This is a genomic window from Mycobacterium sp. 012931 (genome assembly GCF_000419295.1).
Taxonomy (GTDB): domain Bacteria; phylum Actinomycetota; class Actinomycetes; order Mycobacteriales; family Mycobacteriaceae; genus Mycobacterium; species Mycobacterium marinum.
Genome location: NZ_AOPX01000001.1, coordinates 2,244,116 through 2,266,076, shown reverse-complemented (window position 1 = coordinate 2,266,076; position 21,961 = coordinate 2,244,116). Strand labels below are relative to the sequence as shown.

At 65.6% G+C, this 21,961-nt stretch carries 9 protein-coding genes and 1 pseudogene; 7 read left to right on the top strand and 3 right to left on the bottom strand.

Going from position 1 to position 21,961, the window contains the following annotated elements; translation table 11 throughout:
• The 5 genes from MMSP_RS10200 to MMSP_RS10180 are packed head-to-tail and all read left to right on the top strand — an operon-like array spanning position 1 to position 8,423.
• Positions 1-4,446, top strand: a complete 4,446-nt coding sequence (locus MMSP_RS10200) for a type I polyketide synthase (RefSeq protein ID WP_020786538.1) — start codon at positions 1-3, stop codon at positions 4,444-4,446.
• Between the two features lie 10 nt (positions 4,447-4,456).
• Positions 4,457-5,452 carry an ATP-binding cassette domain-containing protein gene (locus tag MMSP_RS10195; RefSeq protein WP_020786537.1) on the top strand — a complete coding sequence of 332 codons (996 nt, stop codon included), beginning with the start codon at positions 4,457-4,459 and terminating at the stop codon, positions 5,450-5,452.
• Positions 5,449-6,318, top strand: coding sequence for an ABC transporter permease (locus tag MMSP_RS10190; protein WP_012393577.1), 870 nt, complete (start codon positions 5,449-5,451; stop codon positions 6,316-6,318). The genes MMSP_RS10195 and MMSP_RS10190 overlap by 4 nt, the downstream gene beginning before the upstream one ends.
• Positions 6,315-7,145 carry an ABC transporter permease gene (locus MMSP_RS10185; protein ID WP_020786536.1) on the top strand — a complete coding sequence of 277 codons (831 nt, stop codon included), beginning with the start codon at positions 6,315-6,317 and terminating at the stop codon, positions 7,143-7,145. Before MMSP_RS10190 ends, MMSP_RS10185 begins: the two co-directional genes overlap by 4 nt.
• Positions 7,146-7,178: 33 nt before the next feature.
• Positions 7,179-8,423 carry a phthiocerol/phthiodiolone dimycocerosyl transferase gene (locus MMSP_RS10180; protein ID WP_020786535.1) on the top strand — a complete coding sequence of 415 codons (1,245 nt, stop codon included), beginning with the start codon at positions 7,179-7,181 and terminating at the stop codon, positions 8,421-8,423.
• Between the two features lie 190 nt (positions 8,424-8,613).
• Here MMSP_RS10180 and pks2 read toward each other — a convergent pair whose 3' ends face one another.
• Both pks2 and MMSP_RS10170 read right to left on the bottom strand, forming a co-directional pair.
• Complete coding sequence (gene pks2 / locus MMSP_RS10175; RefSeq protein ID WP_020786534.1) at positions 8,614-14,913, bottom strand: type I polyketide synthase; 6,300 nt, start codon at positions 14,911-14,913, stop codon at positions 8,614-8,616.
• A gap of 559 nt (positions 14,914-15,472) precedes the next feature.
• Positions 15,473-16,285, bottom strand: a pseudogene (locus tag MMSP_RS10170) (phthiotriol/phenolphthiotriol dimycocerosates methyltransferase).
• A 433-nt stretch (positions 16,286-16,718) separates the two neighbouring features.
• On the opposite strand from MMSP_RS10170, the gene fadD28 reads away from it, so the two are divergent.
• Both fadD28 and MMSP_RS10160 read left to right on the top strand, forming a co-directional pair.
• The gene (fadD28, locus tag MMSP_RS10165; RefSeq protein ID WP_020786530.1) at positions 16,719-18,461 is read left to right on the top strand and encodes a fatty-acid--AMP ligase FAAL28/FadD28; all 1,743 of its coding nucleotides are present in this window, start codon (positions 16,719-16,721) and stop codon (positions 18,459-18,461) included.
• Position 18,462: 1 nt separating this feature from the next.
• Positions 18,463-21,213 (top strand): MMPL family transporter, encoded by a 2,751-nt coding sequence (locus MMSP_RS10160; protein ID WP_020786529.1) that lies wholly within the window; start codon positions 18,463-18,465, stop codon positions 21,211-21,213.
• A 39-nt stretch (positions 21,214-21,252) separates the two neighbouring features.
• On the opposite strand, the gene MMSP_RS10155 is transcribed toward MMSP_RS10160, so the two are convergent.
• Positions 21,253-21,942, bottom strand: a complete 690-nt coding sequence (locus tag MMSP_RS10155; protein WP_011740064.1) for an LppX_LprAFG lipoprotein — start codon at positions 21,940-21,942, stop codon at positions 21,253-21,255.
• Positions 21,943-21,961 lie beyond the last annotated feature (19 nt).

Genomic DNA, 21,961 nt, shown 5'->3' with positions numbered 1-21,961 from the left:
GTGAGCACCATCCCCGACAACGCGATCGCGGTCGTCGGCATGGCCGGCAAATTCCCTGGCGCCAAGGATGTTTCGACCTTTTGGAGCAATCTGCGGCGGGGCAAGGAATCGATCGTCACGCTGTCCGAAGAGGAACTGCGCGAAGCCGGAGTCAGCGACAAGACGCTGGCCGACCCGTCCTATGTGCGTCGCGCTCCCCTGGTCGACGGGATCGACGAGTTTGACGCCGATTTCTTCGGGTTCCCACCGCTGGCGGCGCAGGTCCTGGACCCGCAACACCGGCTGTTCCTGCAGTGCGCGTGGCATGCACTCGAAGACGCGAACTGCGACCCCGCCAAGTTCGACGGCTCGATCGGCGTCTACGGAACCTCCTCTCCCAGTGGCTATCTGCTGCACAACCTGCTCTCGCACCGGGACCCGAACACGGTTTTGGCCGAAGGGCTCAACTTCGATCAGTTCAGCCTGTTCCTGCAGAACGACAAGGACTTCCTGGCAACGCGGATCTCGCACGCGTTCAACCTGCGTGGCCCCAGCATTGCCGTCCAAACCGCGTGCTCGTCGTCGCTGGTCGCGGTCCACCTGGCCTGCCTGAGCCTGCTGTCCGGCGAGTGTGACGTCGCACTGGCCGGCGGATCCTCGCTGTGCGTCCCCCACCACGTCGGTTACTTCACCTCGCCCGGATCGATGGTGTCGGCCGTGGGCCACTGCCGACCGTTCGATGTGCGATCGGATGGAACGGTCTTCGGCAGCGGCGTCGCGATGGTGGTCCTCAAGCCATTGCAGGCCGCCATCGACGCCGGGGATCGCATTCACGCCGTCATCCGCGGATCGGCGATCAACAATGACGGATCGGCGAAAATGGGTTACGCGGCACCTAACCCCGCCGCCCAGGCCGATGTCATCGCGGAAGCTCACGCGGTGTCGGGCATCGACGCGTCGACGGTGAGCTACGTCGAGTGCCACGGCACCGGCACCCCGCTCGGCGACCCCATCGAAATCCAAGGACTCCGAACGGCTTTCGAGGCATCTGAGACCACCCGTACGGGTCCTTGCGTGCTGGGTTCGGTCAAGTCGAACATCGGCCACCTGGAAGTTGCCGCCGGGATCGCGGGTCTCATCAAGACGATTCTGTGCCTGAAAAACCGGGCGATCCCCGCGACGCTGCACTACACCAGCCCGAACCCGGAACTGCGGCTCGAGCAGAGCCCATTCGTCGTGCAGAACAAGTACGGCCCCTGGGAATGGGATGGGGTGCTGCGCGCCGGGGTGAGTTCGTTCGGCGTCGGCGGCACCAACGCGCACGTCGTGCTCGAGGAGGCACCGACGGTGCCTGCGCACGACGAGCCGGCCGGCCCCCAGGTGCTGCTGCTGTCGGCGCAAACCGCTGCGGCGCTTACGGAGTCGCGGACCACCCTGGCCGAGGTGTTGGAGCGGTCGGACAGCCCAGACCTCTCCGATGTGGCCTACACGCTGTCCCGGCGGCGCAAGCACAACGTCACGATGGCCGCCGTCGTCAGCGACCGTGAAGAAGCGGTAACGGCGCTGCGTGCGGCCGACAACGACAGCATATTCGTCGGCGAATCCGTAGCCGGCGTCGCCGATGCCACCGCAGCGGCAGCAGAACGGGTCGTCTTCCTGTTCCCCGGCCAGGGCGCCCAGCACGTCGGAATGGCCAAGGGGCTCTACGAGACCGAACCGGTCTTCGCCGAACACTTCGACGCCTGCGCCGCGGGATTCCGCGCGGAGATGGGTGTCGACCTCAATGCCGAGATCTTCAACGGAACCGCCACCGACTTGGAGCGCATCGACCGCTCACAACCGGCGCTGTTCACGGTGGAATACGCACTGGCCAAATTGGTCGACACCTATGGCGTGCGCGCCGGCGCGTATATCGGGTACAGCACCGGCGAATACATCGCGGCCACCCTGGCCGGGGTCTTCGATCTCGAGACGGCGATCAAGACGGTCTCGTTGCGGGCCCGCCTGATGCACGAGTCACCCCCCGGCGCCATGGTCGCCGTGGCTGTGGGCCCCGATGACATTGCGCAGTACCTCGGCGACGGGGTGGAGCTGTCCGCGGTCAACGATCCCGGCAACTGCGTGGTCGCCGGGCCCAAGGACGAGATCCGGGCATTCAGCCAACGCCTCAACGAGGCCGGGATACCGGTGCGCCGGGTCCGCGCGACCCACGCTTTCCATTCCAGCTCGATGGAACCGATGCTCGGAGGGTTCCAGGAGTTTCTGTCCCGCCAGCAGTTGCGCGCCCCGCAAACACCGTTGTTGAGCAACCTCACCGGAACGTGGCTGTCCGAGCAGCAGGTCACCGATCCGGCTACCTGGGCGCGTCAGATCAGTTCCACGGTCCGGTTCGCTGACGAACTCGACGTGGTGCTGTCCCAACCGAACCGGATCCTGGTTGAAATCGGGCCCGGTGGCAGCCTGACCGGTTCGGCGATCCGGCATCCGAAATGGTCGGATGGGCACCGCAGCGTCCGGCTCATGCGTCACCCGATCCAGAACCTGGATGACCGCGAAACTTTCCTGCGCGCGCTGGGTGAACTCTGGTCGGCCGGAGTTGACGTGGACTGGACGCCACGGCGTGCGGCTTCGCCGCGCATCGTCTCCCTGCCCGGTTATCCGTTTGCCCGCCAACGGCATTGGGTCGAGCCCAAGCACATGGCCTGGGCGCAGATTCCCACCGCGAGCAACGGCTCATCGGTTGGCGCAAAGCTCGGCTCGGGCGCCGACTCGGGCATCCGCGGCGGTGCGCAAACCGGGGAGTCGCAGACCGAAGACGTCTTGCAGCGGATCTGGTCGCAGTGCCTGGGTGTCGGCTCGGTCGATCGAAACGCCAACTTCTTCGACATGGGCGGCGATTCCCTGATGGCGATCAGCATCGCGATGAGCGCCGCCAACGAAGGTCTGACCATCACGCCGCAGGATCTGTATGAACATCCCACCCTTGCGTCGTTGACGGCCGCCATCGATGCCTCGTTCGCGTCCAGCGGGTTGGCCAAGCCCCCGGAGGCCGACGCAAATCCAGCAGTTCCGCCCAACATCGCGTACTTCCTCGACCGTGGGTTGCGCGACACCGGCCGCTGGCGGGTACCCCTGATCCTGCGACTGGATCCCCAAGTGGGCCCCGAGGACATTCGAGCGGTGCTCAGCGCGGTGACCAACCACCACGACGCGTTGCGCCTGCGCCTGGTCGAGAACGGCGGAGTGTGGGAGCAGCACATCGCAGCGCCTGCAGACTTCACCGAGCTTGCCACCCGGCAGCTTCCCGGTGACCTGGCCGCCGACGAGGCGGATGAGCACAGCGCGGTCTCCAACATCGTGGCCGAGCTGATTGCCGAGCAAGGTGATTCGAACGCGCCGCTGATCGCCGTGCATGTCACTGCACCCAATGGTGGTGCGCAATACCTCGGTTTGGCATTGCACGAAATGGTTGCCGACGACGCCTCGCGTCAGCTGCTGGGCGCAGACATCATCACCGCGTTCGCGCAGCGGCTCGGCGATCAAGAGATCAAGCTGGACCTGGTCACCACCGGGTGGCGGGATTGGTCGGTACGCTGCGCGGCGTTGGCGACCCACCCGGCGGCCCTCGACACCCGTTCGTACTGGATCGAGCAGTCGACCAAGGCCAACCTGTGGTTGACCGATGGCGATGCCGCCCAGCCACCCAGCGCCACCGATCTGACCAAGCTGCCCAGCGTGCTCAACGCCGAGCAGACATCCGAGCTCGACGATGCCCGGCGCCGGTTCCGGCGGTCGATTCAGACCATCTTGCTGGCCGCGCTCGGCCGAACGATCGCCCAAACCGTCGGTGACGGCGTGGTGGCCGTCGAGCTCGACGGCGAGGGCCGCTCGGTGCTGCGGCCGGATGTCGACGTGCGCAGGACCGTCGGCAGGTTTACCACCTACTACCCGGTTGCCCTGACGTGTGCCACCGGGCAAGGCGCGGCAGCGCTCAAGGGGCTCGACGCCGTTCACGACACCCTCAAGTCGGTTCCGCACTATGGGATCGGATACGGGCTGCTGCGGTACCTGTATGCCCCGACCGGACGGGTGCTGGGTGCGCAGCGCACACCCGACATCCACTTCCGGTACGCCGGCACGATTCCCGAGCTGCCCCCCGTGGATGCTCCGGTACAGTTCGATTCCGACTTGGCAATGCCGGTGCGAGAGCCGCTCCCTGGGCTCGGCCACGCCGTCGAAATCCGGGCCTACCGGTCCGGCAGCTCGCTACATGTGGATTGGTGGTACGACACCCGGCGTATCACCGCGGAAACAGCAACGGCGCTGGCGCGGTCGTTCCCCACCGCACTCAGCGAACTGATCCAGGAGAGCATCGCGGCGGAGCAGGAAGAGCGCGACGAAGACGAAAAGGTTGGGGTAATCGAAGCCGGCGCTCTGGTGGACCTCTCGAGCCTGGATGCCGGCTGAGGAGGATTGGATGCGTAACAACGACTTGGCGGTAGAGGTTCGCGGGGTTCGCAAGGCCTTTGGCGACGTCGTGGCTCTCAACGACATCAGTTTCGAGGTTGGCCGCGGCGAGGTCATCGGTCTACTCGGCCCGAACGGGGCGGGCAAGACGACCATGGTGGACATCTTGTCCACCTTGACCCGCCCGGATACCGGCTCGGCCCACGTCGCCGGCTACGACGTCGTCGCCCAGCCGGCCGGAGTGCGGCGCTCGATCATGGTCACCGGGCAACAAGTGGCCGTCGACGACGGGCTGACCGGGGAGCAGAACCTGGTGTTGTTCGGCCGCCTCTACGGGCTGCGCAAGTCCCGTGCTCGCCAGCGGGCGCAGGAACTCCTCGATCAATTTGGCCTCACCTATGCCGGCAAGCGGCTGGTGCGCACCTACTCAGGCGGGATGCGTCGACGCATCGACATCGCGTGCGGACTGGTGGTCGAGCCGCAAGTGGCGTTCTTGGACGAGCCGACCACGGGGCTGGATCCCAGAAGCCGACAAGCCATTTGGGACCTGGTCACCAGTTTCAAGAAGCTTGGCATCGCCACCCTGCTGACCACGCAGTATCTCGAGGAGGCGGACGCGCTCAGCGACCGGATCATCCTGATCGATCACGGCAAGATCATTGCCGACGGTACTGCCAATGAGCTCAAGCACCGCGCCGGCGACACCTTCTGCGAGATTGTGCCGCGGCATCTGAAGGATCTGGACGCTACCGTCGCCGCCCTCGGCTCGCTGTTGCCCGAGCACAACAGGGCCATGGTGACCTCGGAATCGGACCGCATCACGATGCCGGCTCCCGATGGCACCCGCACCCTCATCGAAGCGGCCCGAAGGATCGCTGAGGCCAATATCGAGCTGGCCGACATCGCGCTGCGCCGGCCGTCTCTTGATGACGTATTCCTTTCCATGACAACCGATCCCAGCGAGGCCCACGCGCTGAGTCACGTGGCGTCGGGGGCCATGCTGTGAGCATCTCGGCGGTCGACCCAACCCCGGTCCCGACCTTCAAGGGGGCAGGCCCGAGCGCGGCGAAACCACGTCTGTCGACGCTGCAGCAATGGTGGGTGCTCGTTGGACGCTTCACCAAACCGCGCCTGCGCGACCCGGAGCTGATCACCATGGTCGGCGCGCCAGTGGTCTTCACGGTGGGCTTCTACATACCGTTCGCCATACCGTGGAATCACTATGTGGGTGGCGGCGCCTCCGGTGTCGCCAGCAGCTTGGGGCAATACATCGCCCCGCTGATCGTGCTGCAGTCCATTTCGTTCGCCGCCATCTCCTCGGCCTTTCGGGCGGCCACCGATTCCCTGCAGGGCATCAATCGACGGTTCAGGTATATGCCGATCGCCCCGTTGACACCGGTAGTCGCCCGCGTGACAGCCGCGATCTACCGCTGCTGCGTCGGTCTGACGGTGGCGCTGATCTGCGGATACGCGATCGGCTTCCACTTCAATCGCGGACCGCTCTACATCGTCGGCTACTGCCTTTTGGCGATCGCGATCGGGGCGGTGCTGTCATTCGGTGCCGACCTACTCGGCACCGGCACCAAGAACCCCGATGCCATGCTGCCGTTGCTGTCGTTGCCCATCTTGATCTTTGGGCTGTTGTCCGTTGGTCTCATGCCGCTCAAGCTGTTTCCGCATTGGATCCACCCGTTTGTTCGCAACCAACCGATAACGCAGTTCGTGGTGGCGCTGCGCGCGTTGGCCGGGGATACCACCAAGGCGGCCATACCGGTGACGTGGACGGTAATGACGCCGACCTTGGCGTGGCTAGCCGGCTTCGCCCTGTTCCTGGTGCCCGTGTCCATCATCGTTTTGTCCCGGCGGCCATGATCGGTATGACAAGTCAAGAAATCGCGTTTGCGCCCGCACAGTCCCAGCACACCGACCACTCTGCCCGGCTGGTCATTTGGCAGACTCTGGTGCAGACCCAGCGGATACTCACGCGCTGGTCGCGTGACTTCGTCACCCTCATCGAAGCGCTGGTCTTCCCGATTCTGTTCATGCTGGTGTTGAAGATCGTGCTCGGCAATCTGATCTATGCCGTAACCCACCATGATGCGATGTACAGCATCGTTCCGTTGATCGCACTCGGCGCCGCGATCACCGGATCGGCGTTCGTCGCGATCGACCTGATGCGAGAACGCACCAGCGGACTGCTGTCCCGACTGTGGGTGCTGCCCGTGCACCGGATGTCGGGTCTGATGGCCCGCATCCTGGCGGACGCGGTTCGGATTCTGTTCACCACTCTCGTGATGCTGGGCGTGGGGATCCTGATGGGCTTCGAGTTTCGCCAAGGTCTGATCGCGAGCCTCATGTGGCTGTGCGTTCCGGTGACGCTGGGCATCGCCTTCGCCGTCATGGTCACCACCGTGGCGCTCTATTCGTCGCAGGCAGTGATCGTCGAGGGGGTCGAGCTGACCCAGGCGATCGCGATCTTCTTCTCCACGGGCCTGATTCCGCTGGACCAATACCCACACTGGATTCAGCCGGTGGTGGCCCATCAGCCAGTAAGCTATGCGGTCTCGGCGATGCGCGGACTGTCGATGGGTGGCCCGGTCCTGTTACCGATGATCGGGGTGCTGTTGTGGACCGCGGGCGTCTGCGCGGTGTGCGCGGTTCCCCTGGCCGTCGGCTGGCGACGGGCCAGCACGCATTGATCCACCATGCAGTGAAGAACGGAGAGTCTTAACGTGTTCCCCGGAGCCGTAATCCGGAAGCTGGCGTTCAGCGAGGAAATATACGCCCGATACCAGGCTTTCACCTCGTTCACAGCGCATGTGCGAGGTCCGGTCGATATCGATGCGATGTCGGAGGCCTTCGACGCTCTCTTGCAGGCCCATCCGGTGTTCGCGGCCCATCTGGAGGAAGGTCCCGACGAGAACCACCACATCGTCGCCAATGACCTGCTGCACTCGGGGCTGGTGGTCATCGACGGCAGGCGGGCCGAAAACCCGCATGTGCAGCTCGATCAGCGCGACTCGCTGTTCAGGCTGCAGTTGACGCTCGGCGAGTCGGAGAACCTGGTCACCGCGTATGTCCATCACAGCCTGGCCGACGCTCACCACCTCGGCAGCCTGCTTGACGAGCTGTTGTCCCGCTACACCGACGTGGTCACTACCGGCGACCCCGGTCCGATAACGCCCGAGCCGGCGCCCCAACCAGCTGAAGACCTGCTGAAGCGCCGCGGTATCAAGCAATCAGCGCTGACCGGGTTCGAGCGTTTCTTGCCGCTCTTGTTCGCCTATGACCTTCCGCCCATCGCCGAGGAGATGCGCAAGTTCGAAGCGCCCGAGCCGGTTCCGGTCACCAGGTGCCGACTCACCAGCCAGGAGACCGCTGACCTGGTCTCGTTCAGCCGAGACAATGGGCTCAGCTTCAACGCGGTGCTGGCGGCCGCTATCCTGCTCGCCGAGTGGCGGTTGCGCGAGACGCCGCACGTCCCAATTCCCTACTGCTACGCCGTAGATCTGCGCTTCCTTTTGAGCCCTCCGGTAGGGGCGACCGAGAGCACCAACCCGGTGGGATTGGCAACCTATCTCGCCGAGATTGGTCCCGACACCGACATCACCGAGTTGGCAGCCGACATCGTCGCAACTTTCCGGGCTGACTTGTCCGACGGCATGATTCACCAATCGGCGCTTCGTTCCGGCCGGATCCTGGAGGGAACTCCCCCCGGACTGCCACCATTTGTCTTGTGCACGAACGTCAGTACGCTGCCGCCGATCCGCACACCGGAAGACGTGGAGCTGGTGGACTTCCACAGCAGGATCCACTGCGCGATGGATGTCCCCTTCGGCTTCTACGCCTGCTCGATTGCCACCGACCGGCTCTCGATCGAGCTGCACGGCAGCATCCCGGCGCCTCAGCTCTTGTTGGACGCCATCCGCGACATCCTGTGCTCTGTTCCCTCAGAGTACGGGTTGTTCATGGAATGACCTGCGCCTGCGCGCTTTTGTAGATCCGACCTTTTGTCGGATCGGACCCTTTTGTTGGATCGCACGTTGTGCAGATCGGCTCTCGTTCGCCTTCGCCACCATCAAGCCTAGTTCGCTGCCATAAGGCACCGTTGCACTGCAGCGCCCCTCGCGGTCTCACGAAGAACGCTACAGTGCAACGGATCCGCCGTTATGACGCCGCGGGTTGGGCTTCTTCCTCGGCCAACGTGTCGGCCAGATGCTGCGACAAGGCACGCGCAGTGTTATGGCTGGCGATGACCTTGGGCGACAGCCGCACCCCGGTCTCGGTTTCGATGTGGGTCCGCATCTCGAGCATGCCCAGCGAGTCCAGGCCGTACTCGACGAACGGCCGGTCCGCGTCCACCGTGCGACGCAGGATCACACTGGCCTGCTCGGCTATCAGGCGCCGCAGCCGACCGGCCCACTCCTCTTGCGGCAGCAACTTCAGCTCCGCGAGGAATTTACTTGGGCCCCTCGTGTTTTGACCGCTGGACTGGAACATCTCAGCCCACGGGCTGCGCCTGACGAGGTCTGCCAGCCATGGCGCACCGATGATCGGGATGTAGCCGGTATAGGTGCGGGCATGGCGCAGCATCTGCTCGAATGCGTACATACCCTCGTCGGGGGCGATCATGATCTCGCCACCTTCGGCCAAGAATGTGGCGCGGCCGACCTCACCCCACGCACCCCAGCCGATGGCGCAGACCGGTAGGCCCTGGGCACGGCGCCAGTGAGCGAACGCGTCGACCCAGCTGTTGGCCGCCGCGTAGGCACCCTGACCGGGCGAACCCATCAGGGCCGCACCCGAGGAGAACAGGCAGAACCAGTCGAGCGGCTGTCCGGTCGATGCGCGATGCAGGTTCCAGGATCCGTAAACCTTGGGCGACCAGTCCCGATCGATCAGTTCGTCGGTGATGTTGCTCAACGTGGCGTCCTCGACCACCGCGGCCGCGTGCAGCACACCCCGCAGCGGAAGCCCGGTGGCGGTCGCCGCACTGACCAGACGGTCAGCGGTCTCGGGCTCGGCAATATTGCCGCACTCCACCACGATGTCAGCCCCATTGGCCCGCAGCCGCTCGATAGCCTGCCGCGATTTGGGGTTGGGCTGTGAGCGGGCAGTCAGCACGATCCGGCCGCATCCCGCCGCGGCCATCTTCGAGGCGAAGAAGAGCCCCAGGCCACCCAGGCCGCCGGTGATGATGTAAGACCCGTCGCCGCGGAACACCTCAACCTGCTCCGGAGGTACCACTACCCCTCTGCGTCCACTTCGCGGCATGTCGAGCAGCAGTTTGCCGGTGTGTGCGGCGTTGCTCATTGTCCGGATAGCCTCGGCGGCTTCGGCCAATGGGTAGTGAGTGCACTCCGGTGCACTCAGCACACCTTCGGCGGTGAGGTTGTACACCGTGGAAAGCAACTCGCGGACCCGTTCGGGCTGGATGACCGACATCAGCCCGAGGTCCACGTAGTAGAACGTCAGGCCGCGCCGGAACGGGTACAGCCCCATTCGGGTGTTGCCGTACACGTCGGCCTTGCCGATCTCGACGAACCGTCCACCGAAGGCCAACAGTTCCAGGCCCGCGCATTGGGCGGCACCCGTCAGCGAGTTCAGCACGATATCGACGCCGTACCCGTTTGTGTCGCGCCGGATCTGATCCGCGAACTCGATGCTGCGCGAGTCGTAAACGTGCTCGATGCCCATGTCATTCAACAGTTGCCGACGTTCTGCGTTGCCGGCCGTTGCGAATATCTGTGCTCCTGCGGCGCGCGCGATCGCGATGGCCGCCTGCCCCACACCACCGGTTGCGGAGTGGATCAGCACCCGGTCGCCGGCCTTGATTCCGGCCAGGTCGTTGAGGCCGTACCACGCGGTGGCGTGGGCGGTGGAGGACGCGGCCGCATGCTCGTCGGACAGGCCCGCCGGCAGTGTGACAGCGAGGTTGGCGTCGCAGGTGAGGTAGCTCCGCCAGCATCCGTCCTTGGAGAAGCCGCCAACCCGGTCACCGACCTGATGATCCGTGACGCCCTCCCCGACCGCCGTCACCACGCCGACGAAGTCGGTGCCCGTCTCCGGCAGCCGTCCCTCCAAGCTGGGGTACCGGCCGAAGGCGATCAGGACATCGGCGAAGTTGATGCTGGACATGGTCACCGCGACCTCGATCTGACCGGGCCCCGGCGGAACGCGGTCACAGGCGGCGAGTTCCAGCGTCTGCAGGTCACCCGGCGTGCGGATCTGCAGACGCATGTTGTCACGCTCGTGGTCGACGATGGTGGTTTGCCGCTCGTCAGCGCTCAGTGGGCCGGGGAACAGGCGCGCCACGTACCACTCGCCACCGCGCCAGGCGGTCTCGTCTTCCTCGGATCCTCCCAACAGTTGCTGGGCGAGCTGTTCGGACTGCGTGCTTTCGTCAACGTCAACCTGGGTTGTCTGCAACAGCGGATGCTCACTGCCAATCACCCGCAACAGGCCACGCAGTCCGGCCTGCTCCAGGTTGATCTCGTCTTCTGGCCGAACTCGCTGAGCTTGCCTGGTCACCACGAACAGACGCGGAAGCTCACCTTCTAGCTCGGCCAGCTCCCGGGTGATCCGAACCAGGTGGCGCACCTGCTCACGACCCTGCAGCAGGCTCTGCTCATCCGCGTCGCCGCTACGTGGCCCACAGACGATCACTACACCCTTGTTGGTACGGGCCCGAAGCTGGGCGCCCAGCTTTTCGATGCCGCCGGCCAGATCGTCCTGTGCCGACCAGACCATGCTGGCGCACTCCGCGCCCTGGGATTTCAGCGCATCAGCCAACATCGTTGCCATCAAGTCCTCACCATCGGAGGCGCTGATGAGCAACCACGAGCCGGTCTCCTCGTCGAGGACCTCGGGCAGCTGTCGTTGTTGCCACTCGAGGGTGAGCAGACGCTCGCTGAGCACGCGGTCGCGTTCACCGCTTTCGGAGGTTCCGGTGCCCAGGCGTAGGCCACGCACGGCCAATAGCACGCAACCCTGCTCATCGAGCAGCTCCAGGTCGGCCTCGCCTCCATTGGCGTCGGCCTTGGTCACCCGCGTGTAGCAGTACTGGGCATTGCGGGTCGGCCCGTAGGCACGCAGGCTGCGCACCCCCAATGGCAACAGCAAGCCGCCACCGCCGGTGCTCTTGACGCCCGCGGCGACGGACTGGAAGCAGGCATCCAGCAGCGCCGGGTGCACGCCGTAGGCCCCCTGCTGGAACCGAATCGACGCGGGCAGCGCCACTTCGGCCAGCACCGTGCCGCCTTCTGTCTCCGCGGTGCGCGCGATGGCCAGACCGCTGAATGCGGGACCGTGCTGAATGCCACGTTCGACGAACGCTTCGCGCAACTCGGCTCCGTTGACCGAGACGGGATGGGCCGCCAACAGTGCTGCGATGTCGTAGGCCGGCGGCACGGATTCGTCGTCGCTGGCGCGCAACGCCGCGGTGGCGTGGCGGGTGGTCTCACCGTCAACGTGGGTCTGCACCACGAAGTTGGCGGCACCCGGCGAGTCCAGCGATGCGACGGCGTCGATCGGGGTCTCCTCGTCGAGCAACAGCATCTGCTCAAAGGCCAGGTCGCGGACCTCGAACGCTTCGCCGAATACCTCGCCAGCGGCCGCCAACGCCATCTCGCAGTAAGCCGCGCCGGGAAGGGCGGCCACGTTGCGCACCTGGTGATCGCTGAGCCACGACAAGGTGTCGGTGCCGACATCGGTCTGCCACACATGGCGCTCCGGCTGCTCGCTGAGCCGCACGTGTGCGCCGAGCAGCGGATGCACGGTGACCGAGCAGGCACCTTGCGCCTTGCTGTCTTGTCCTTCACCGTCGACGAAGAAGCGACGGTGCGTCCACGCCGGCAGCGGCGCATTCACCAACCGTCCGGCTGGATAGAGCACCGAGAAGTCCACGGCGGCGCCAGCGCTGTGCACATCGGTCAGCAGGCCGCGCAACCCGTGCGGCAGCGGCTGCTCCCGCCGCATACCGGCCAGGGCGGCCGCCGACATGTCGAGACTGCGGGCGTTCTGGTCGACGGCGTGGGTCAGCAGGGGGTGCGGCGAGAGCTCGGCGAAAACTCGGAAGCCGTCCTCCAGCGCGGCCTGCACCGCCGCAGCAAACTGCACGGTGTTGCGCAGGTTGTCCACCCAGTAGGCGGCGTCGCAGGTGGGCCGCTCACGCGGATCGAACAGAGTGGCCGAGTAGTACGGAACCTTGGGATCCGACGGAACGATATCCGCCAGCGCCGTGGCCAGATCTTCGAGGATTGGATCAACTTGAGGCGAGTGCGACGCCACGTCCACTGCAACCTCGCGCGCCATCACCTCCCGCTGCTCCCACCGCGCGACGAGATCACGCACCGTGTCGGTGGCACCGCCGACTACCGTGGACTGCGGCGAGGCCACCACCGCGACGGCGACGTCATCGATGCCGCGGGCCATGAGCTCCGAATTCACTTGCTTGGCAGGCAGTTCCACCGATGCCATCGCGCCGGCGCCGGAGATCCGCAGCATCAGCTTGGACCGGCGACTGATGACGCGTGCGCCGTCTTCCAGCGACAGCGAGCCGGCGACGACGGCCGCGGCCGCCTCACCCAGCGAGTGCCCGATGACGGCACCCGGGCGCACCCCGTAGGTCTTCTCCATGGTGGCGGCCAGCGCAACCTGCATGGCGTACAGGGTCGGCTGCACCTTGTCGATCCCGGTCACCTTCTCCGGCGCCGTCATCGCCTCGGTCACCGAAAAACCCGACTCGTGGGCGATGATCGGCTCTACCGCGGCAACGGTCGCAGCAAACACTGGTTCGTTGGCCAACAGGTCGGCTCCCATGGCGGCCCACTGCGACCCCTGCCCCGAGAACACCCATACGGGTCCCCGGTCGCCGCGTCCGACCGCGGCCTCATACATGAGGTCGCCCTCGGCGACCTCATGCAAACCCTCGACCAGTTCGGGCAGGCTGGCGGCGACTACCGCGGTGCGCACCGGCCGGTGCGCACGCCGGCGCGCCAGCGTGTAGGCCAGGTCAACAGCCTCGGTGGAGTCCGCGGAGTCCGCGCGACTACCCACCCACTCGGCGAGCTCGCGTGCGGTCTGGCGGAGCCCGTCGGCCGAGGTGGAGGACAAAACGAACAGCAATGGGCTGGCCATGCCGGGCTCCGCGGGGGCTTGATCCCTTGCCGGCGCTGGGGTGGGCGGTTCTTCGAGGATGGCGTGCACGTTGGTCCCCGACATCCCGAACGAGGACACCGCGATCCGCCTCGGCCCCTGATCCTCCGGCCATGGCGTGATCTCGTGGGGCACATAGAGCCCCGTCTCGATCTCCGCAAGCTCGTCGGGCAGTCGGGTGTGGTGCACCATCGGCGGCACCACCCCGTGTCCAAGCGACAGGGTCGCCTTGATCAGTCCCACCGTTCCCGCGGCGGACTCGCTGTGCCCAATGTTGGTCTTGACCGATCCCAGCATGCAGCGGCTGCCGCCGGAGCCGTACACCTGCGCCAGGCTCCGGTACTCGATCGGGTCACCGACCGGGGTGCCGGTGCCGTGCACCTCCACCGCTCCGACGCTGGCTGCGTCCACTCCCGCCGCCGCCAGGGCTTCGCGGTAGACGGCGACCTGCGCGGTCTCCGAGGGCATGAGCAACGTCTCGGAGCGACCGTCCTGATTGGCAGCCGTACCGCGTACCACCGCGAGGATCCGGTCTCCGTCGGCCAGCGCATCCGACAGTCGCTTGAGCACGACCACCGCGCAACCCTCGGAACGCACAAAGCCGTCCGCGTCAACGTCGAATGCGTGGCAGCGACCGGTCGGAGAGAGCATGCCCTGCGAGGACAACGAAACACTGCCGTTGGGCTCCAGCAGCAACGCACAGCCGCCGGCCAACGCGAGGTCGCTCTCCCCCTCGTGCAGGCTGCGGCAGGCCAGATGCACCGTGAGCAGACCGGAAGAGCATGCGGTGTCCACCGTCATCGCCGGACCGTGCAGGCCCAGCGTGTGGGCAATGCGCCCGGACGCCACACTGTTGATAAGGCCCGTCGACGCGTAGGGGCCCGCCAGGTCGCCCGCGAGGACGCTGCGCACCAGGTAGTCCTCGTGGGACAGCCCAACGAACACCCCCGTCGAGGAGCCCGACAACGACGCCGGATCGAGACCGGCGTGCTCGATCGCCTCCCACGCGGTCTCCAGCAACTGCCGGTGCTGCGGGTCGATCGAGGTCGCTTCTCGTTCGCTGACGCCAAAGAACTCGGCGTCGAAACCGGCGACGTCGTCGATGAACCCACCCCATCGCGATACCGTTCGACCCGGGACGCCCGGCTCGGGGTCGTAGTAGTCGTCAACGTCCCACCGGTCAGGCGGAATCTCGGAGACCAAGTCGTCACCGCGCAGCAAGGACTCCCAGAGTTTCTCGGGCGAGTCGACGCCTCCGGGCAGCCGGCATCCCATCCCGATAATCGCAACGGGCGTGGCAGGTTTTTGCATAAATCTATATTCCTTGTCTCAGCTCGACCGATCTCACACCGTTCAACCGGTGTGACACCGACGACACCACCGAATCATTCACAAGGGCAACGAAATGGCTACAGCGCCGGTTCCGAAGCCGCCAATCCAGGCCAAGCCGGATCTCGACACCGCTGGCGGGTCTCGCAAGCAAGCCTAGACGACTCAGGGCATGCCGGGGGCACGGCTTGTCCGAATGCCCGGCCTGTGACGGGTCCGACCGATTGAGCGGCAAGTGGCCTTGGCCACCACGGCGTATATCGAGGGTCCGGACCCGAAGAACCCCGAGATCGGACGGTCCGACCGGCCTGCTGTGAGAAGAATGACCTTCAGCTGTGAGATGAATCGATCCGGCCGGCCAATCTCGCGTCACCCGGTGGCACACGTGGGCGAGGCCCCGAACCAGGACGCAGGGCCCCCCGAAGCCCCGAAGCCGCGCGCGGACCCACCAGGACAGCCCTCAATCCCGCCGTCAATCTTGTTCTGCTCCAACGCATTCGCATGACGTTGCTGCGGAGTAGGCAGGGGGCCGGTGGGGCGGCTACTCCTTGACGAAGCAGTACATCCGGTAGGAGATATCACCGCTTTGCATCAGGCGGTATAGGGGGGTGCCCGTCGCACCGATGTAGTTGCGGCCGGCGGCGCGCAAAAAGATCGGCAGATGGCGCTTTACCAGTTCTCGCGACTTCGTCGTATTGATGTCGATGCCGCGAAGGACCTCCGCGTTGATCTCGCGGTGCAAAATTTGCTGTAGCCCGGCGGCGGCCAGGGCAGCCTCCCATTCAGCGATCTCAGTGCAGGGGCGGATATTCGCGTATGCGAAGTACCCTCCTGGGCGCAGCACCCGCTTCACCTATTCGAGGAAAACTGGAAACCGCGGGTAGCAATGTGAGGCTTCCACGTTGAGCACCACATCAAAGGATTCGTCCTCGAAAGGCAGGTCCTCGGCATCGCCTTGCACGAAATCCAAACCGGGCAGGTGGTGCCGTTGTTGGCAGAACTTGATGCCGGCCGGGTTCAGGTCCAATGCCGTATACGAGGCGGGGCCCAGGGTGCGGGTGAGGTAGGAGGCTCCCCCGCCATGGCCGCAACTGACCTCCAGCACGCGCTTACCACTCAGATCAGCCTGGGTCGCCGTCCGGTGATACAGGTTGATGTGGCATCGGTCCGGCTCGTCGGTCGCCTCCAATAGCAGGTCCATCGGCGGATCTTCCTCGTAAGCCCAGTTGATGAACACAAGCTCATCGGCACCGAGCCCACGGGCCATAAGCGGATACCAGTATTTCCAAATTTTCTTGTAGACCCGGGTGTGTGCGACGCCGGCGACGACACGGTGGGTACGACTTAAGGCCACGGGGAAGCAGTATGGCAGAGAACCTGTCCAAGAACGGCAAGAATGGCAAGAACGACAACGGCGCGTCCAGGAAAATTCGGCGTACCCCGCCACCGCAGTGCGGTGGCGGCCGGGAATATGGACAACGCCATTTGCTGTGCCCCTCGATTAACCGGCCCCCACCGCCGGTAGTGACCCGACCCGCCCCCCAAGAAATGGGGCCCATCGACGGCAATCATTTCCCCGCGCATCCGGGCGCACAAGAAATCAAGATCAACCGGGTGGCTCGACCTGCCCGGCGTTGCGTGAACGTCCACTAAGCCACCGTTAAGCCACCGTTTAAACCATCGTTGAACTCGCGAAATGCGGCTTTTAGGGCCCGGTGGGGTGCCCGCCGCCCGGATTCGTGGGCAGGCCGGGGCAACGTTGCATCCAGGCCGGTAACGTGATGCCCATGAGTGTGCGTTCCCTTCCCGCGGCGCTTCGTGCCTGCGCCCGCCTGCAGCCCAACGACCCAGCGTTCACCTTCATGAACTACGAACAGAACTGGGACGGTGCAGCGGAGACGCTGACGTGGTCGCAGCTGTATCGGCGGACTCTGAACGTGGCCCGAGAGCTGAGCAGTTGCGGGTCGGTCGGTGACCGTGCGGTGATCTTGGCTCCGCAGGGACTCGAGTACGTCGTCGCTTTCCTCGGCGCGCTACAGGCCGGACGGATCGCGGTTCCGCTTTCGGTTCCCCAGGGTGGCGCCAGCGATGAGCGCGCCACATCGGTGCTTCGTGACGCGTCCCCGGTCGCGATTCTCACCACATCGCCGGTGATCGACGATGTGACCCAGCATGTTTCGGCTCAGTCCGCCGGGCCGGCTCCCTCGATCATCGAACTCGACCGGCTGGACCTGGACGCTGCGGCTGGATCCGGCGCCGGGACGGAGAACTACCCGGCCACAGCGTATCTGCAATACACCTCCGGATCGACCCGGGAACCGGCCGGCGTCATGCTTTCCCATCAGAATCTGGTGACCAACTTCGAACAGCTGATGTCGGGTTACTTCGCCGACACCGATGGGATCGCGCCACCGGACTCGACGCTGGTGTCGTGGCTGCCCTTCTACCACGACATGGGTTTGGTTCTGGGTGTCTGCGCACCGATTCTGGGTGGGTATCAGGCAGTGCTCACCAGCCCGGTGTCGTTCCTGCAGCGTCCGGCGCGGTGGCTGCAGATGCTGGCAACCAGTTCGCACGCATTTTCGGCAGCACCGAACTTCGCCTTCGAACTTGCGGCCAAGAAGGTATCGGATGACGACATGGCCGGGCTCGATCTCGGCAACGTGCTGACCATCCTCAGCGGCAGCGAGCGGGTACAGCCGGCAACCCTGAAACGCTTCGCCGACCGCTTTGCCCGCTTCAACCTGCAGGAAAAGGTGCTCCGCCCCTCCTACGGCTTGGCGGAGGCAACGGTGTATGTGTCGACCAGCAGACCGGGTCAACCACCCGAACTCGTCGAGTTCGATGCGGAGAGTTTGTCCACCGGCCAGGCCAAGCAGTGCGAAAGCGGAGCCGGCACCCAGTTGGTCAGCTACGTCTTGCCGCGCTCACCGATCGTGCGGGTCGTCGACCCCGACACCTGCACCGAGTGCCCGGACGGGACCGTCGGCGAAATCTGGGTGTGCGGCGACAACGTCGCCATCGGCTACTGGAACAAGCCCGAAGAAAGCGAACGGACCTTCGGCGGCAAGCTGGCCTCTCCCTCTGAAGGCACCCCGGAGGGGCCGTGGCTGCGAACGGGAGACTCCGGTTTCATCACTGACGGCAAGATGTTCATCATCGGCCGAATCAAGGATCTGTTGATCGTCTACGGGCGCAACCACTCTCCCGACGACATCGAGGCGACGATCCAGGAGATCACCCGGAGCCGCTGCGCGGCGATATCGGTTCCCGGAGACCGCAGCACCGAGAAGCTGGTGGCCATCATCGAATACCGACGCCGCGGCGACTCGGACCAAGAGGCGATGGACATGCTGGTCGCCGTCAAGCGTGAAGTCACCTCGGCCCTGTCGAATTCGCACGGCCTCAGCGTCGCGGATCTGGTTCTGGTAGCGCCGGGTTCGATCCCGACCACCACTAGCGGCAAGGTCAGGCGGGCTGCGTGCGTCGAGCAGTATCGACAGCAGCAGTTCGCCCGCCTGGACGCCTAGCGTGTCAACCGACGGTACCCATAGGTCGTCGCGGCTGGTCAACTTCCTCATCGTCGCCGCCTGGATTGCGGTGGCGGTGATCGCGAATCTGGCTGTGGTGCTAGCGCCGGGAAAGTCCAGCGATGCCGGCTCGGCGCTGTTGTCGCCGGATTCCACGGCGTCTGCCGCCAGCAGCCGGATTGGGCAGGCCTTCCCGGGCACCGGCACCAACGCGGTCGCCTACCTGGTGGTGGATGGGCCCGACACCCTTGGGCCCGCCGATCAGAGCTACTACGACGCGGCGGTTAACGCGCTGCGCGCGGACAGCCGCCACATCGGTTCCGTCCTCGACTGGTGGTCAGATCCTCTGACGGTCCCGCTGGGAACCGGCTCCGATGGCCACTCGGCGATGGCGATGGTCTGGCTGGTGGGCCAGGCCGGGTCGACCCAGGCGCGGGAATCGCTGCAAGCCGCGCAATCGGTGGTGCACAATCTGCCGGCAAGTGCGGGGCTGCGTGCCCGCGTCGTAGGTCCGACCACGTCGAGCAGCGTGCCCGCGCACATGACGGTGTGGCAGGGCGCGGTGATCGTGCTCGCCACTGCGGTGATTGCCGTCCTATTACTGCTGTGGGCGCGCCGCTCGCTCGTGGCCGCCGCAGTCGTGCTGCTGACCGCCGGCCTCTCGCTCGCGGTGGCGTGGCCGCTGGCCGCCGCGCTGCGCGCTATCCCCGGACAGAACATCTCGGTCTTCACCGTGTTCTCCGCGACCCTGGCCGCGGTCCTGACAATCGGCGCGATCGCCGCTTCCACCATGCTGGTCGCACGGCCCGGACATGCCCCGGGTGCCACCGCGGCCCAGCCGCTGGGCCGATCGGCATCCCGCGACAACCTGGCCGCGTTGGCCATGCCCGCAGCGGGCGTCGCGATACTCACCGCCCCGCTACTGCTGGCCCGAACGCCCGCGCTCCACGGCGTCGGCGTCGCCGCGCTGGGTGTCGTTGTGGCACTCGCGGCTTCGCTGACGCTGTTGCCTGCCCTGATCGGGCTCACCGGGCCGTCACGGCTGTCCTCGTCACGACCCGTCGGCGCCCGCCGCACACTGCCCGTGTCGATACCGCGCACCGCCGTAGTCGCCGCCCTGGTGCTCGCGGTGTGTGCGGTACCGGTCATCGGGATGCAATGGGGCATCGGTGACGGCCCGGTGAACCCGGCCGCAGGCGGCACCAAGCGGGCGTTACCTTGGCAACCGCTGCCTGACGTGGTGATGCTGGAAGCCAAGCACGATCTGTCAGATCCAGCCGGGCTCATTGCCATCGACCAGGTCAGCCACCGGCTGATGGAGATTCCCGGCGTCCGCAGGGTGGAGTCGGCGGCATGGCCGGCCGGTGTGCCCTGGACCGACGCGTCGCTGACCGCCGCTGCCGGAAAACTCAGCGATGAGCTCGATCGCGGGGCCGGCTCCTTCATGCCGCAGGTGAGAGCGATCAAGACGTTGGGGTCGATCGTCGATCAGATGTCCGGCGCGGTCGACGAACTGGACCGCAGCGTCACCGCCGGTCTGGCCGGGGCGGCCCAAATCCAGCAGAACGTCGACCTGCTGATATCTGGCACCAAGAACATCAAAGGCGTGACCGTGGAGTTGTCCGGATATTTGGATCCGGTCCGCGGTTGGATGGGCGACGTCCCGAACTGTCCCGGCGACATGTTGTGTGTCGCCGCGGGCAAGGTGATCGATCCCGTCGACAGGGTGGTCGACGACGTGAAGTTGCTCACCGACGGGGCCGATCGCATCGCCGCGGTATCGCGCAAGACGGTGGGCGCGTTCTCCTCCGCGCCGCAGGTGGTCGCTCAGATGCAATCGGCACTGGCCCAGCTGCAGTCTTTTGTGCCCAACCTGGAAACGACCATCGAGAACACCCTCCCGCAGCTGGTGCAGGTGTCGGCGTTCTTGAAAAATCTCAGGCTCGATTTCGCCAACACCGGCCAGGGTGGCTTCTATCTATCCGGTAAGGCCCTCGCGGACCCGTCTTATCAGCAGGTCCGGCAGTCGATGTTTTCGGCGGACGGGACGGCCACCCGGCTACTCGTCTTCTCCGAGGGCAACCCCGGTCTGGACGCGTCGGCAAGGGCACAACAGCTCGAAGCCGCGGCCGGCAAGGCGATGAAGTACGGGAGCCTCGAGGACGCCGAGATCACCGTGAACGGGGCCGCCCAAGTGGCCACCGACGTCCGGGACTCCCTCACCCACGATGCCGTGCTGCTGGCCGCCATGATGCTGGCGGCGGTGGTTCTGGTCAGCATGTGGCGCGGAGCGCTCACCGCCGTTGTGATGGCAGTCGGGTTGCTCGCGGCCTACCTCGCCGCGCTGGGCATTTCGACGGCCCTCTGGCAATACCTGGCGGGGCGTGAGATCCCCGCGGCGGTGCCGTTGGTGTCCTTCGCCATCCTGGCGGCGTGCGGGCTTCCCTATCTGCTGGATCGCACCGCCACCCCGATCAGCACCGAAGCCCCGATCACCTCCGACGCACAACCCGCGGATACCGCGGCGCTGCGCAACGCCGGTGCGCCGCTGACGGCCCTGACCGCGGTCTTCGGCCTGGGTTTGGTGCTGGTCTCAGCCGGGTCGTTGGGCGCGCTGAGTCAGATCGGCACCGTGGTGCTGTTCGGCGTCGCCGCGCTGACGGTGCTGGCACGGGTGTGCATTCCAGCCGCGATGCAAGATCGGGCTGACCGCACCACCGTCGCGACCGAACCGGTCGCCCAGCCCGACTAGCAATCGACTTGGCACCGGTCAACGGCCGGCCCGCCGCAATCAGTCGACGTTGACCGGTTCATTCCATTTGGACAACGTGACCTCGACGGCCCCGGAACCGAGGTCCACGTTGGCCCGAACGAGGCGGTGCGAACCGTCCTGGGCGATCCACACGGTCGCCGGTCGCGGACTGCGCGCGCCAGGATCCAAGATCTTGACGCTGTCCGTTGGCAGCGTTCCGGTGATCTTGCTGGTCTGAATTCCGTTGATGACCTCGTTGCCCTGCGACTGCAGGTTGTTAACACCGGAGAGCAACTTCGTCACCCCATTGATGGGGTCCAGCACGCGTGAGGCCGACAGGTCGGACACGGAGCCCAGATTGCTCCAGTCGTCGAACAGTTTGACCGAGATGTTGTCGTCCTTGATGCGGAACGGGACACCCGCCTCGCCGTTGTAGGTGCAGTCACCCTTGGCGGCAAGCGGTTTGGCCTGGACATTCACGTCGGCGCTACTGATCCCGAGCATGCTGTCGACTTTCCCGGTCGTGCGGATCGCCAGATGCGCGCTGGTCAAGGCCTTTGTCGCGTCGAGCGACTGCTCGATCTCGGCCATCAACGCCGGGTCGGCCGGTACCGTGGTCGAACTTTGAGCCTCGGGTTGCGTTTTGTCAGAAGAACATCCGGACAGCCACAACACCAGTCCAAGCGCTACCAGAAGGGCGGAAATAACCGCCGGTTTCCTATGGTTCATTCCCTACCACCTCGCTGAT

What these genes read in the sequence shown, in the direction of transcription:
- MMSP_RS10195 (WP_020786537.1), top strand. Translation starts at nt 4,457, where the DNA reads ATGCGTAACAACGACTTGGCGGTAGAGGTTCGCGGGGTTCGCAAGGCC.
- MMSP_RS10185 (WP_020786536.1), top strand. Translation starts at nt 6,315, where the DNA reads ATGATCGGTATGACAAGTCAAGAAATCGCGTTTGCGCCCGCACAGTCC.
- pks2 (WP_020786534.1), bottom strand. Translation starts at nt 14,913, where the DNA reads ATGCAAAAACCTGCCACGCCCGTTGCGATTATCGGGATGGGATGCCGG.
- fadD28 (WP_020786530.1), top strand. Translation starts at nt 16,719, where the DNA reads ATGAGTGTGCGTTCCCTTCCCGCGGCGCTTCGTGCCTGCGCCCGCCTG.
- MMSP_RS10155 (WP_011740064.1), bottom strand. Translation starts at nt 21,942, where the DNA reads ATGAACCATAGGAAACCGGCGGTTATTTCCGCCCTTCTGGTAGCGCTT.